The organism is Pseudomonas hefeiensis, from assembly GCF_030687835.1.
Lineage (GTDB): Bacteria > Pseudomonadota > Gammaproteobacteria > Pseudomonadales > Pseudomonadaceae > Aquipseudomonas > Aquipseudomonas hefeiensis.
In genome coordinates this window covers 5807052-5821980 of sequence record NZ_CP117449.1, presented here as the reverse complement: position 1 = coordinate 5821980, position 14929 = coordinate 5807052, and the positions used below count along the sequence as shown (strand labels likewise).

Annotated in this window: 9 protein-coding genes and 1 tRNA gene; 1 reads left to right on the top strand and 9 read right to left on the bottom strand. The window is 59.1% G+C overall.

Annotated elements, in window-relative coordinates; translation table 11 throughout:
* Positions 1–7 precede the first annotated feature (7 nt).
* From PSH57_RS26335 to rpsU, 8 genes are all read right to left on the bottom strand, one after another.
* Entirely contained in the window at positions 8–1690 is a 1683-nt protein-coding gene (locus PSH57_RS26335; protein WP_305386281.1) for a flavin monoamine oxidase family protein, read from the bottom strand.
* A gap of 271 nt (positions 1691–1961) precedes the next feature.
* Complete coding sequence (locus tag PSH57_RS26330) at positions 1962–2423, bottom strand: Lrp/AsnC family transcriptional regulator (protein WP_305386280.1); 462 nt, start codon at positions 2421–2423, stop codon at positions 1962–1964.
* Between the two features lie 200 nt (positions 2424–2623).
* Positions 2624–4054 (bottom strand): alanine/glycine:cation symporter family protein, encoded by a 1431-nt coding sequence (locus PSH57_RS26325; protein WP_305386279.1) that lies wholly within the window; start codon positions 4052–4054, stop codon positions 2624–2626.
* Between the two features lie 475 nt (positions 4055–4529).
* Positions 4530–4606: transfer RNA gene (locus tag PSH57_RS26320), tRNA-Ile, on the bottom strand.
* A 15-nt stretch (positions 4607–4621) separates the two neighbouring features.
* The gene (locus PSH57_RS26315; RefSeq protein ID WP_305386278.1) at positions 4622–8365 is read right to left on the bottom strand and encodes a bifunctional diguanylate cyclase/phosphodiesterase; all 3744 of its coding nucleotides are present in this window, start codon (positions 8363–8365) and stop codon (positions 4622–4624) included.
* A gap of 124 nt (positions 8366–8489) precedes the next feature.
* Entirely contained in the window at positions 8490–10337 is a 1848-nt protein-coding gene (gene rpoD, locus PSH57_RS26310; RefSeq protein ID WP_305386277.1) for an RNA polymerase sigma factor RpoD, read from the bottom strand.
* A 67-nt stretch (positions 10338–10404) separates the two neighbouring features.
* On the bottom strand, positions 10405–12363 hold the full coding sequence (gene dnaG, locus PSH57_RS26305) for a DNA primase (RefSeq protein ID WP_305386275.1): 1959 nt from the start codon (positions 12361–12363) through the stop codon (positions 10405–10407).
* Between the two features lie 477 nt (positions 12364–12840).
* The gene (gene rpsU / locus PSH57_RS26300) at positions 12841–13056 is read right to left on the bottom strand and encodes a 30S ribosomal protein S21 (RefSeq protein WP_002551877.1); all 216 of its coding nucleotides are present in this window, start codon (positions 13054–13056) and stop codon (positions 12841–12843) included.
* A gap of 199 nt (positions 13057–13255) precedes the next feature.
* On the opposite strand from rpsU, the gene tsaD reads away from it, so the two are divergent.
* Positions 13256–14281 carry a tRNA (adenosine(37)-N6)-threonylcarbamoyltransferase complex transferase subunit TsaD gene (tsaD, locus tag PSH57_RS26295; protein WP_305386272.1) on the top strand — a complete coding sequence of 342 codons (1026 nt, stop codon included), beginning with the start codon at positions 13256–13258 and terminating at the stop codon, positions 14279–14281.
* Between the two features lie 10 nt (positions 14282–14291).
* Here the strand turns inward: tsaD and plsY are convergent, their stop codons facing one another.
* On the bottom strand, positions 14292–14861 hold the full coding sequence (gene plsY, locus PSH57_RS26290) for a glycerol-3-phosphate 1-O-acyltransferase PlsY (RefSeq protein ID WP_305386271.1): 570 nt from the start codon (positions 14859–14861) through the stop codon (positions 14292–14294).
* Positions 14862–14929 lie beyond the last annotated feature (68 nt).

Genomic DNA, 14929 nt, shown 5'->3' with positions numbered 1-14929 from the left:
ACTCCTTTTATTCGGGCAGGGCGATCGGACCGATGTCGTCGAACACATCACCTGGACCCGGGTTCTCGGGGTGAGTTTCACCACCGAAGTGCTTCATGATTCCCCACACCGCATTGAGCGAGGTCTGTACCGCGCCCTCAACCCAGGCCGGTGTCCATGAGACGTCATCGCCAGCAATAAAGATCCCTCGCTGTTCGGCCGGCATGTCGTCCTGCATGAAATGTGCGTACATGCGCTGGTTGTAGCGATAGTGGCCGGGCAGGGCACCTTTGAAAGCGCCGAGGAAATGCGGGTCAGCTTCCCAGGACACGGTGATCGGATCGCCGATGATCCGTGCGGCGATGTCCACCTTGGGATAGATCTTCTTCAAGGCATCGAGGGCCAGCTTCACGCGTTTTTCCACCGGGTGGGGGAGCATTTTCAGCGCATCGCTCATCCACGAGTACGACAGGCAAATGACCCCCGGCTTGTCATCGCCATTGTCGAACAGATAGGTGCCACGGGTGAGGCGATCGGTGAGGGTCATGCTCATCAGATCGCGGCCGGTTTGCGGATCCTTGTCCTTCCAGAACGGTCGGTCGACCATCACGAAAGTCTTCGACGATTGCATGTAGCGGGTGCGGTCCAGGGCCATCCACATCTTTTGCGAGAACAGCGCCTCTTCGCATTCGATCTGAGTGGTCAGCAGCCAGCTTTGGCAGGTGACCAGCACGGCGGCATATTCGCGGGTGTTGTCCCACACATCCGTCACGCTGAACCGGCCATCGTCGGCGCGGGCGATGCGCTTCACACCGCTGCGGGGGGCGCCAAGGTGCAACGAATTGAGGCTGGTACCTTCTGGCCAATGCGCGCAGCGCTCCGGCACATGTTTCCAGATGCCATGGGGCACCTGCTCGACGCCGCCGACCACCAGGTGCTGGTGATCGTCGCAATTGGTCATCACCACGCGGAAGATTTCCAGCATCGAATTGGGGAAGTCCGAATCCCAGCCGCCGGTGCCGAAACCAACCTGGCCGAACACTTCACGGTGTTGGAACGAGAGTTTGGCAAACGCCTTGGACGTGGCAACGAAGTCGTAGAAAGTGCGGTCGTCCCACAGGGGTACCAGGGTGTTCCACAGTTCCTTGAGGCGTGGCACGTCGCGGTCGCGAATCGCCTGCTGGATATCGCCGAAGCGCGACCCGTCCTCCAGCGCATCCGCCCAGGCGTCGGCCACTTCCTGGAACAATGCCGGCAGATCGGCCATCTTTTGTGCGTAGTAGGTCTGGCCTTCCAGATCGATGACCGTACTGCCCGAGGCCGGGGTCAAAGGGTTGGGAAACGGTTTGGTCTCCAGACCCAGTTTGTCGACGTAGTGATAGAACGCCGTGGACGATACCGGAAATCGCATGCCCCCCAGCTCGGCAATGACACCCTCGGCGCCGTTGAACGCTTGTGAGCGCAGACGCCCACCCATTTTCGACGCTTCGTAGACCACCGGCTTGAGGCCGAGCTTCATCAACTCGTAGGCCGCCACCAGACCGGCGATCCCGGCACCGACAATCGCGACTTCCGCCCCATGGTTGTGAGCGGGAATACTGCCCAGGCCAGCGGGATGCTCGATCCAGTCGTCAAAAGCGAAAGGAAAGTCCGGCCCGAAAATGGTGATGGGCTTCTTGCCGTCTGCTGGGTGGCGATTGTGCTTGTTCATGGCTGACCTTGATTGGGCGACTCGACGCGGCTTTCGCGTCTGAGTATAGGAAAGATGCCAGCCATTCTAGAGAGGGTGAAACACGTTAATAAGACGCAATGTGTCGTCGTTCTGGATTGTTATCAGTCATTTTGATGCGTGGGTTAGTCGTATTGACGAGTCGGGGCGCTGTGGTTATGAACCTTGATGAAGGCGGTGGGCAGTTACTGGTGAGGCTGGCTGTGCTGGCGCCTTCGCGAGCAAGCCCGCTCTCACAGGTAAGTCGTACCCTCTAGACCGGCTGCCCCCGGTCGATCTTGCTACTGAGGATGATCGAAGTGGTGGTTTTCTCCACCCCATCCACACTGCCAATCTGATCCAGTAACTGATCCAACTGCTCCGGTGAGTCCGTGCGTAGCCAGGCCACATAGTCGAATTCGCCGCTGACCGCACACAGTTGCTGGACCTGAGCCATCGCACTCAAGCGCCGCAGCACGTCCTTGCCGGAGCGCGGTTGAACCTTGATGCCGACGTAAGCCTGTAACCCGCCGTCTATCACCCGCTGCCCCAAACGCACGCCGTACCCGGTGATGACCCTGGTTTTTTCCAGGCGCGCCAGCCGCGAAGTCACGGTGGTGCGGGCGATGCCCAATTGTCGGGCGAGCATGGCGACGCTTTCCCGGGCATTGATTTGCAGGGCGGCAATCAGTTGGCGGTCGATTTCGTCGAGGACGGGAGGGCGGCTGTCAGACAAGATGGGCTCCGGCGTGGATATCGGTGGTAGGCATGTTACAGGCTCGCATGCCTTTGCCACCGACTCCATTAGGATGCGGTCGGGAAATGCCTGCCACCATGACGTTGGGCATGGCGGCAGTATCCGCAGATTTGACGATGCGGGCACCCGCCCGTTTCAGATGTGGCCGCAGCCCAATCCAGGCTGCGACCGGGGTAGGATCATTTCCAGCGATTCGTATCCCATGCCTTGCGGTCGAGATCGAGGTCGGGGAATTTTGCCGGATCAAAGACTGGCCTTGCCACACCGGCTTTCAACTGCGCGCGGAAGTCGTTGATCACCCGTATTGCGGTAGGGAACAGCATCAGAATCGCAATCAGGTTCACAAGTGCCAGAATGCCCATCATCGGGTCTGAGAAGAAGAAGACCGAGGTGGCGTTCGGGGCGGCGGCGCCGAGGAAAATCAAGCCCAGGATCAACACGCGCAGCACCAGCAGGGCGGGTTTGGATTTGGTGATGGCCGCCAGTGCGTTTTCACCCAGATAGACGTTATAGATGATGGACGAGAAGGCGAAGAGCAGGATCGCCAGACTCAACGCGTAGCGCGACCACTCACCAAAATGGCTGGCCAGTGACTGTTGTGTCAGCACGACACCGTCGATGCCTGTTGCACCGGCAACATAGACATCACCCAGCAGGATGATGAAAGCCGTGCACGAGCAAATCACGATCGTGTCGATGAAGACCGAGAACGATTGGGTGATGCCCTGGCTGACCGGGTGATGGACCAGCGCAGTGGCTGCGACGTTCGGTGCCGAACCAAGCCCCGCCTCGTTTGAGAACAGCCCGCGGCGCAAGCCTTGCGCGATCGCAGCCCCCATGCCACCGGCGATGGCTTCTTCATAGCCGAAGGCGCTCGAGACGATACGTACGAAGAGCGCCGGAATTTCACCGATGTTCATCACGATGACGATCAGGGCAAGCGCCAGGTAACCCAGTGCCATGACGGGCACCACGACGTCGGCCGCCTTGGCGATGCGCTTGATGCCACCAAAGATCACGAACCCGGTGACGAGGACCAGCAGCGCTCCGGTCACAAAGCGGCTGATACCGAACGAATCCTGCATCGCGCCGGCAACAGTGTTGCCTTGGAAGGCGTTGAAGCCAAGGCCGAAGGCCGCCAGCAGACAGATTGCATAAACTATCGCAAGCCAGTTGTAGTTCGACCCGAGGCCATGCCGGATATAGTCGGCTGGGCCGCCACGGAAGGAGTGTTCCCCGTCGGTGCGCTTATAAATCTGGGCAAGCGTACATTCGACGAGACTGGTCGCCATGCCGATGAGCGCGATGCACCACATCCAGAAAACCGCACCGGGCCCACCGAGTGTGATCGCGACGGCTACACCGGCAATGTTTCCGCCGCCCACGCGGCCGCCCACAGATACGAGCAGCGCTTGACGCGCGCTGAGGTTGTTGGGGTCGCTATTCTGGTTCTTCCCTGAGAGCACGCGGAACATCCGGCCGAAGAATTCGAACTGGACGAAACCCGACATAATCGTGATGAACACTCCGAAGACTACGAGAATGGGTATGAGCGACCACCCCCACGTGAGGCTGTCGACATACCCAAACAGCGTTTGCAGGAATTCCATCTGTTTCTCCTATATTTCTTATTATCGGCGGAACCGCTCTCTTAAGCGTCCCGCGATCAGTTTATGCGTGGTTTTACATCCGATTTCTTGTCTTCGGACGTTTCGATGCCGCCGACCGTTCCCGATCCGAAAAACCCGCAAACATGGCACCGTCGAGTCGTTCGAGGGCAGCACCGGCCTTTATCGCTGGCAGTGGCCGGGCCCTGGCGGGCGCAACTGTACTACAGAGCGGTAAGTTTGGGCCCTGATAGTTATGCGCGATCAGTCTCAGGGGCTTTCCAGTACCTGTTCACATGAGTGCTACTGCTATTTTTTCTGAGTGTCCCCGGTATAGGTGACATTCAATATAGCTGGTTGCGGATATCTGACATGGATGATGCCCTCATCCCGAAGCAACTTGGCTAACAGCTCTGGCACCGGCGTCCAGTCTTGCCGTTCAGAAACGCAAAAGCCGCGCAATGCGCGGCTTTCAATTTGGTGGGCCCACACGGACTCGAACCGTGGACCAAAGGATTATGAGTCCTCTGCTCTAACCAACTGAGCTATAGGCCCTCAGTAGGTCGCGGATTATAACGACGGTTTCTCGGCTGTGCTATCCGAAAAATCCGATACGGTCATACGAAGAAACGTTGCGGCGAACTCTTCGGCGCACAGGGGCAGGCTGACGATGTAGCCCTGAATCTGTTCGCAGCCTTCTTCAGCCAGGAATTGCTGCTGGGCCAGGGTTTCGACGCCTTCGGCGATGATGGTGAATTGCATGCTGCGGCCCAGGGCGATGATTGCCCGCACGATCGCCACGTCGTGGGGGTCATCGGGCAGGCCACGGACGAAGGACTGGTCGATCTTGAGGAAGTCCAGTGGCAAGCGTTTGAGATAGCTCAGGGAGGAGTAGCCGGTGCCGAAGTCGTCGATCGCCAGTTGCACACCAAGTTTCTTCAGCTGGTGCAGCACCGCCAGCGCCTCTTCGGCCTGACTCATAATGAAGTTTTCGGTGATTTCCAGTTGCAATAGACCGGGCTTGAGACGGTGCTCACGCAGCAGTTGTTCGATCCGACCCAGCAGGTTGGGTTGGCGCAGTTGGGCTCCAGCAAGATTGACCGACAGTGGGCCGAGACTTTCATAGGTATCGTTCCATTCGGACAGTTGCCGGCAGGCACATTCCAGTACCCAGTCGCCAATTTGCAAGATCATGCCGTTTTCTTCAGCCAATGGGATGAAATGTTCCGGCGGCACGTCGCCAAACGTGGGATGGGTCCAGCGTATCAGCGCCTCGGCGCCCACCAGCCGGTTGTCGGCAAGGCTGAATTTTGGTTGGTAAGACAGCGACAACTCGTTGCGTTCTATGGCACGTCGCAGCTCGTGTTCCAGAGCCACCCGTTCACTGGCCTGGGCGGTGAGGTCGCGGGTGTAGCTTTCCACCCGGTTGCGACCCTTGGCTTTGGAGCGGTACATCGCCGCATCGGCGTTTTTGACCAAGGTGGCGACATCGCAACCATCCTGCGGGTACAGACTGGTGCCGATACTGGCACTGATAAAAAATTCATGCTCGCCGGCCTGGAACGGCGCGGCAAAGCCATTCAACAGCTTCTGGGCGATGTACTCGGCATCGCTGGGTTGTTGCAGGCCTGGCAGCAAGATGATGAATTCGTCTCCACCCAGGCGCGCCACGGTGTCGATATCGCGCAACTGCTCACGTAGGCGCACGGCGATGCCCTTGAGCAGCAGATCCCCCACCGGGTGCCCCAGGCTGTCATTGATGTGCTTGAAGCGATCCAGGTCCAGGAATAGCACCGCACCCTGGCCACCATCTTCCTGCTGGCTATTGAGAGCCATCAGTAAGCGGCTTTCGAACAATGTGCGATTCGGCAGGCCGGTGAGCGGGTCGTGGTGTGCCTGGTAGTCGAGTCGGGCCTGAGCGTGCTTGAGGCTGGAAATATCAGCAAAGACCGCAACGAAATGGGTGATTTCCCGATCCCGGTTACGCACCGCGCTGATGGTCAGCCAACTGGGATACAGCTCGCCGTTTTTACGCCTATTGGAAATCTCCCCTTGCCAGTGGCCATCGGCTGTCAGTTGATGCCACATCGCGGCGTAAAACGCGCTGTCATGCAGGCCGGAAGCCAACAACCGTGGCGTATGGCCCAGGGCTTCGGTTTCGCTATAGCCGGTGATTTCGCTGAAGGCACGGTTTACCGCGCTGATGTGTTGTTGCGTATCGGTGATCAACACGCCTTCGGCGGTACTCTCGAATACCGTTGCGGCCTGTTGCAGTTTTTCCTGCATCAGGTGGCGTTCGGTGATGTCCCGGGCGATGGTCAGCATGCAGTCTTCGTTGCCGATGGGCAGGGGGCGACTGGACACCTCACAAAGCCGTACCTGTCCGTCGTTGCGGCGGATATGGCACCTGAAATCCCTGACATAACCGTCTCGTTGCAGCAGGTCGAGCATCTGTTTGCGCTCGTTGAGGTTGACCCAGATGCCCAGGTCCAGGGTGGAGCGGTCCACCGACAAGGCGCTGTTGAAACCGGTAATGCGGCTGAAGCCTTCGTTGACCTCAATCAGCAGGCCGTCACTTTGTCGGGACAGCAGCAGGCCGTCGGGCGAGGCGTGAAAAGCCTTGGCGAACTTCTCTTCGGAGGTTTGCAATTGCTGTTGGGTTTCCTTGAGCTGGCTGATGTCGCGGACCACCACGACCAAGGCTGGGGTGGTGTCCAGGTCGAAGGGTTCGGCGGAGATTAGCCCAGTGAACACCTGGCCGTTGCTGCGGCGGAAAGGCATTTCCAGATTACGGATACTGCCGGCCTGCAATCTTTGCAGCAGCCCCGGCCCCACGTTCTGAATGCCCCAGATGTTCAGTTCGGTCGCGGTCTGGCCCACCACCTCTGCGGCGCTCAGACCAATTTGTTCTTCGAAGGCTTTGTTGACCTCCAGCAGGCAACCGTCCAGCAGGCGCGCAATCACCAGAATGTCCGGACACTGGCGGAATACCGAAGCGAACTTCTGCTCCGATAGACGCAACGCTTCCTCGGTGCGTTTGGCTTCACTGATGTCGATCATCAACCCGCGCATCACCGGCTCATGGCCGTGCTCGATCAGGCTGACGATATCGCGTACCCACAGGCAGCGGCCGTCAGCGGTGATCACGCGGTAATCAATGCAATGGTCTCGGCCTGCCAGCACTTCATGATCGCAATAGGTCTGGGCGCGGATCAGGTCAGCAGGATGAATAATGTTTCGCCAGAACCCTGGAATCAGCCAGTGGGCGAGGGGATAACCGAGCAGCTCTTCGGCGTGGGGTGATACATAGCTGTAGGTGAAATCGCTGACCCTTGCCTCCCAGGCAATTGCTGAAAGGCTCTCCACCAGCCCGCGATAGTGGTATTCGCTGCTGCGCAACTCTTGTTCCAGATCGACTCGTCGCGCGATCTCTGAGCTGAGGCGGCGATTGATGCGAATCACCGCCGCGAGGATACCGCTCAAGAGCAACAGCGCAGGTAAGCCGTAAAGCAGCAGATCTGACCAGAACCTGCGGTAATCCCGGACATTGCCGACCCATTTCTCCTGAATTTCGCTGATCTGGGCCGGGCTCATGTCCGCTATCACCTTGTCCAGGATTCCCACCAGTATCTTGTTCTCACGGGGGACACCCATGGCCAGTTGATAGCGATAGGGTGTCTCCCCGCTGACATAAAGCCCGTCAAGTTTGAGTTGGCGCAGGCTCCAGACACTGGAGGCCAGGTCGCCCACCACGGCGTCCACTTTGTCAGTCGCCAGGGCTTGCAGAGCTGAACTGACATTGGGCAGCGCCACCAGATTCAGGTCTGGATGATGGTTGCGCAGCAGTTCGTGGGGCGCATAGTTTTCCACCACGGCGATCTTCAGCCCGTACAGATCCTCAAGGTTATGAGGCTCTGCACCACCGTGATGGGCCAGGATGACAATCGGGAAGTCGAGATATGGACGGGTGAAAGCCAGGTAACTCTGACGTTCAGGGGTGGACATTATGCCCGGCAACAGATCGATTTTGCCCTGTGCGACCTGTTCCAGCACCATGGTCCAACTGACGGGCTCGATGGGTGTGAGTGTGACGGCCAGCCGCTCGCGGATAAGATCCACGTAGTCGGCGGCCAGGCCCTGGTATCGTCCTTGATCGTCACGAAATTCGAACGGCGGCCAGGAGGCGTCGACACCCAGGCGCAGGTCGGGGTGGTCCTTGAGCCAGCGGCGCTCTTCGTCGGTGAGCGTCAGCGCGCCAGCCGTTGCGGTCCAGGTCATCAATGACAGCAAAATCACGGCCGTCAGTCTGGGCATCACGGTCTCGTCATGGCTTGGGAAGGATGTTTCGAGTGTAGACGGGCAATAGGACGGGGGGGCGCAACGGGGGGATTTTATCTGCACATAACAAAACCCCCGGCAGGGCCGGGGGTTTTTAACGTCACTCGTCGAGAAAGGAGCGCAGATGCTCGCTTCGCGTCGGATGGCGCAATTTGCGTAAGGCCTTGGCTTCGATCTGACGAATCCGCTCGCGGGTCACGTCAAACTGCTTACCGACTTCCTCAAGGGTGTGGTCGGTATTCATGTCGATGCCGAAACGCATGCGCAGTACCTTGGCTTCACGGGCAGTAAGGCCGGAGAGTACTTCGCGAGTCGCTTCCTTGAGACTCTCAACGGTGGCGACATCGATCGGCGACTGCATGGTGGAGTCTTCGATGAAGTCACCCAGATGGGAGTCTTCGTCATCACCGATCGGGGTTTCCATGGAGATCGGCTCTTTGGCGATCTTCAATACCTTGCGGATCTTGTCCTCAGGCATTTCCATGCGTTCGCCCAGCTCTTCCGGAGTCGGTTCACGACCCATCTCCTGCAACATCTGCCGGGAAATGCGGTTGAGCTTGTTGATGGTCTCGATCATGTGCACCGGAATACGAATGGTGCGGGCCTGGTCGGCGATCGAGCGAGTGATCGCCTGACGGATCCACCAGGTAGCATAAGTCGAGAACTTGTAGCCGCGACGGTATTCGAACTTGTCCACCGCTTTCATCAGGCCGATGTTGCCTTCCTGGATCAGATCGAGGAATTGCAGGCCGCGGTTGGTGTACTTCTTGGCGATGGAGATCACCAGACGCAAGTTCGCTTCGACCATCTCTTTCTTCGCGCGGCGGGCCTTGGCCTCACCGATCGACATACGACGGTTGATGTCCTTGATCTCGGCGATGGTCAGGCTGGTTTCGGCCTCCAGTGCGCTCAGTTTCTGCTGGCAGCGAACGATGTCCGGTTGCAGGCGACCGATGGCTTCAGCGTATTTGCTTTTGCCTTTGGCCAGTGCATCGGTCCAGCTTTCGTCGACTTCGTGGCCAGGGAACTGACGCAGGAAATCGGCACGTGGCATGCGGGCATCACGCACACAAAGTTGCATGATCGCGCGCTCTTGCTGACGCAGACGATCCAGAGCGCCACGAACACGCTCTACCAGGCCTTCGAACTGCTTTGGCACCAGTTTGATCGGCATGAACAGCTCGGCCAGTGCCAACAGCTCGGCAATTGCCTGCTTATTGCTGCGGCCGTGCTTCTTCAGCGCCTTGCGAGTGATCTCCATCTGGTCGGACACCGCGCCAAAACGCTGTGCGGCGATGACCGGATCCGGACCACTTTCGGCTTCTTCTTCGTCGTCGCTGGCGTCGGCGTCGTCGTCATCGGTGTCGTCGTCGGCCTTGGCGGCTTTCGCGTCGATCGGCGGCGGCACTTCGGCTGCAGGCGGCGCGATGCCGTCGTCCGGGTCGATGTAACCGCTCAGGACGTCGGACAGGCGACCACCTTCGGTGGTGACGCGGGTGTACTCGGAGAGAATATGGTCAACCGTGCCAGGGAAGTGCGCGATTGCGCCCATCACTTCGCGGATGCCTTCTTCAATACGCTTGGCGATTTCGATTTCGCCTTCACGCGTGAGGAGCTCTACCGTGCCCATTTCACGCATGTACATGCGCACGGGATCGGTGGTGCGACCAATGTCGGTCTCGACCGCTGCCAACGCTGCAGCCGCTTCTTCAGCGGCCGCCTCGTCGGTATCGGCGTCGGCCAGCATAAGGGCATCCTTATCTGGAGCAACCTCGAATACGTTGATCCCCATGTCGTTGATCATGCGGATGATGTCTTCCACCTGTTCCGGATCTGAAATATCCTCCGGCAGGTGGTCGTTGACCTCCGCGTAAGTCAGGTAGCCCTGCTCACGACCCAATAGGATCAACTCTTTGATACGAGACTGCTGTTGCGCTTTTCCGGACATAACACCCTATCCACTGAAGGTCTTGGCGGGCAAAAAACAAGCCGAGGATTATACCTGAGCTGTGACCTCACGCGCCAGTTGAGGTCGGGTTTGATGCGCAAACATTGCGGCTGAGTAAGTCGCGCAATTGGTTTTTCTCTTCGCTGGTCAACTCGCTCTGGCGAGCTTTTCGCAGAAGTTGTTCCAGATTTCGCTCGCGTTGGCGGGCGGACAAGCTAGTAATGGTGTCGAAAAACTGTTGTTCAAGGTTGTCTCCATCAATCAGCCATTCCTTCTCGGCCAGGGCCTTCAACAGACGCCCTTGTTCGGTGCCGTGCCACCGGGCGATCAACTGGAAAGAGTTTAGTTTGGGGTTCTTCTGCACGGCTTCAAGGAGTGCGATCAGCAATTGCGTATTGCTGTGGTCCTCGGCGGCGAAGTTCCCCGCGTCCTCGACTTTTTCAGCCAGTTGCGGGTGGTGCAGCAAAGTCCGCAGGGCGGCCAGTGTTGGTGGTTCGACGGCGGCCGGCACGCGCGGGGCACGTGGCTGGTCGCGATCGCCGCGCTTACCGTTCTTGTCCCAGGTTTTTTTGTCCCATTTCTTGCCGCCGCTGCCCGGTTTCTTGGGCGTCCATTCCTGCGCAGGCGCGTAGTCCTGCTGAGGTTGATGATAGTCGGCGAAATCCGGCATCGCGTCGTAATCAATACCCGGGTCGTAAGCCGGCGGCGCTTCCTGGGGGGCGCTGTGGACCAGCTGATTGACCGCTTCGCTGTTCAGTCCGGTGATTTCGGTCAGGCGCTGGCGCATCAATGTGCGCAGGTTGGCGCCGGGCACCTTGTCGATCAGCGGTGCCGCAAGGGTGGCCATATGAGCCTTGCCTTCGAGGGAGCGTGGATCGGCTTCTTCGGTCAGTTGCTGAAAAAAATAATCGGCCAGCGGTTGCGCGTGCTGGTTGATCCGCGCACGGAATGCGTCGGTGCCTTCGGAGCGCACCAGGGTATCCGGGTCTTCGCCCTCGGGTAAAAACAGAAAGCGCGCTCGCCGCCCGTCCTGCAGGCATGGCAACGTGGCTTCGAGTGCTCGCCAAGCGGCATTGCGGCCAGCCTGGTCGCCGTCGAAGCAGAACAACACGCTGGGCACGACGCGAAACAGGCGCTTGATGTGCTCTTCGCTGGTGGCGGTGCCTAAGGTTGCAACGGCATTGCGCAGACCTTGCTGGGCCAGGGCGATTACGTCCATGTAGCCTTCGACGACGATGATTTCGTCGAGGTTGCGGTTGTTCTTGCGCGCTTCGTATAGCCCGTAGAGTTCCTGTCCTTTATGGAATACCGGGGTCTCCGGGGAGTTCAGATACTTGGGCTTGTCGTCGCCCAGGACCCTGCCGCCAAACGCGATGATCCGCCCGCGCGTGTCACGGATCGGGAACATTACCCGGTCGCGGAAACGGTCATAGCGCTTGCCGGTTTCGGCATTTTCGATCAGTAGGCCGGCGTCGATCATGGCGCGCTGCTGCAAGGTGTCGCTGCTTAAATGCTTGTACAGATTGTCCCAGCCGGGCGGGGCAAAGCCGAGGCCGAAGTCCCGGGCGATTTCTCCGGTCAGGCCGCGGCCCTTGAGATAATCCACTGCCGCTTTGCGGGCCGGATGGCTTTTGAGGGCCTGGCGATAAAAATCCGCCGCCGCGGTCAGCAGTGGATAGAGCGGCGAGTCGGTCGGTTGGCGCGGCTTGTGCGCTCGACCGCTTTCCTCGCGAGGAATTTCCATGCCGGCGGCTTTGGCCAGTTCCTCGACAGCCTGGGGAAAATCCAGGTTGTCGTGGTCCATGATGAAGCCGAGGGCATTGCCACCAGCGCCACAGCCGAAGCAGTAATAAAACTGTTTGTCGGGGCTGACACTGAAGGACGGGGTCTTTTCCTTATGGAATGGGCAGCAGGCCGTGTAGTTCTTGCCGGCTTTTTTCATTTGCAGGCGAGAGCTGACCACATCGACGATGTCGGTGCGGTTCAGGAGGTCGTCAATAAAGCTCTGGGGAATCAGCCCGGCCATGGCGTTCTCATCATCACTGCGCGAAATATGGGCCCGAAATCAGCGGGCGTAACCGACTCTTGGTCTTGAGGCACGGTAAAACGGTGGCTCGACCGGGTCGTCTGCATCATCGCTGTCGGGAAGTGTATCTGCCGATAATCCACTGACGTTAATGACTAATCAGTTTTCGACTGTTTGAATATGTTGCGCTGAGTCCGGTTACGGCCGGTCGGGCCTCGGATCATCAGGCGGGCACGCAAGCAGGTGCCTTGGGCTGATCGTCGTTAGAGGAATCAGGGGTGTGCTCGTCAGTAGCCTTGGAAGGCTCGTCAGAAGAGACGTGCACCGCTGGCAAAAGAGCCAGGTCTGACGTTGTAAAGCAGGTTGTCTCGGTCGCATGCGCGACTTTGACAGTGAAGCATCAAGCGTTTTCCGCAAATGCCATAAGCCCGGCTTGAAGGCCGGGCTTGGCAGAAGCTTGCTACGGACGTCTGTGTATTAGTACAGACGTACGGCGCGGCGCTGTTCGCGCTGAACTTTCTTAGCGTGACGCTTAACAGCGGCTGCTGCTTTGCGCTTACGCTCGGAAGTCGGCTTCTCGTAGAATTCGCGGCTACGAACTTCAGCCAGAACACCGGCTTTTTCGCAGGAGCGCTTGAAACGACGCAGTGCTACGTCGAAGGGTTCGTTCTCTTTTACTTTGACGGCTGGCATCCAGAGCTACCTTCATTCATTACCGGGGTCAACATCCTCGCGGCAAAAGAGCACTTGAAGACGTCGGTTTTTAAGGGTTGCGGATGTTAACCCCTCATCGCTCGGAATGCAAAGCCTCTGATCGAAAACCGCTGGTCGGGGCACAACGCGGCGACTATTATGCGCGCCTTCGAATTCAGCCTCTACAAGGCGCAAACCCATGCTAGTACTGGGATTAGAAACCTCCTGCGACGAAACCGGTGTCGCACTATACGACAGTGAACGCGGCCTGCTGGCCGATGCGCTGTTCAGCCAGATCGATCTGCACCGCGCCTATGGCGGTGTGGTGCCCGAACTGGCCTCCCGTGATCACGTCAAGCGCATGCTGCCCTTGATCCGCCAGGTTCTGGCCGAAGCCGACTGTGTGCCGACCGAGATCGATGCCATTGCCTACACCGCCGGGCCGGGCCTGGTGGGCGCGCTGCTGGTGGGTGCCTCCTGTGCCCAGGCGCTGGCCTTTGCCTGGGGTATCCCGGCCCTGGGTGTGCATCACATGGAAGGCCATCTGCTGGCGCCGATGCTGGAGCCGCAACCGCCGGAGTTTCCGTTCGTCGCTTTGTTGGTCTCTGGCGGTCATACGCAACTGGTCCGGGTCGATGGCATCGGCCAATACGAGTTGTTGGGGGAAACCCTGGACGACGCTGCCGGTGAAGCGTTCGACAAAACCGCGAAAATGATGGGTCTCAATTACCCGGGCGGTCCGGAAATCGCACGATTGGCGGCTCAAGGGGTTGAAGGGCGTTTCGTCTTTCCGCGGCCGATGTGTGACCGCCCCGGTCTGGATTTCAGCTTCAGTGGCCTGAAAACCTTCGCCTTGAACACCTGGCAGCAATGTGTCAGTGCCGCAGACGACGGCGAGCAAGCCCGTTGCGACATCTCGCTAGCGTTCCAGCAGGCGGTGGTGGAGACTTTGACCATCAAGTGCAAGCGTGCCCTGAAACAAGCCGGACTCAAGCGTTTGGTGATCGCTGGCGGAGTCAGTGCGAACAAGGCGCTGCGCGTATCTCTGGAGAACATGCTTGGCAGCATGAACGGCGACGTTTACTACGCCAGGCCGGAGTTCTGCACAGATAATGGTGCGATGATTGCCTTCGCCGGGTGCCAGCGTTTGCAAGCCGGCCAGCACGAAAGCCTGGCAATCAGCGTGCAGGCGCGCTGGCCCATGGAGCAGTTATCACCTCTGTAAGGTGCGCGGACTAAAAATGCCGTTCGCGCCCGGCAAACAGGTCGCGTAGATTGCCCCGGTGGCGCCAGACGATCAATGCGACGAGTGCGGTCACCGGTAGCAAGACCGCCGGCTCCTGCCAGGCCAGCAACGGCAGGATCAGCGGCGTGGCGATCAGTGCCGCAAGGGAGCTGGTACGGGTCAGGTAGAACGTCAGCAGCCAGGCAGCGACGGCCAGCAGGGCAGCGGGTGGATACAGACCCAGCAGCATGCCGGCGGCGGTGGCGACACCCTTGCCGCCGCGAAAGCGAAAGTACAGCGGGAACAAGTGACCGATGACGGCGCAGACACCAATCCAGGCCTGTTGCTGCAACGAAAGTCCTGCAAGACTGGCGATCAGAACCGGCACAAGGCCTTTGCAGAGGTCGCCAAGCAGGGTCAGGATGGCGAGTTTGCGGCCGGCCAGGCGCAGCATGTTGGTGGCGCCGGCATTGCCCGAACCACTCATTCGCGGATCCGGGCGACCGGTCAGGCGGCTGAGCAAAATGGCGAAGGACAGCGAGCCGAGCAGGTAGGCGAGAGTCGCCAGTAACCAAAACATGCTAACTATTCCGGGCGAGGACGCCCTGATTCTAACGGCGCATTGCGCCCTTGTCGTGCTGCGGAGAA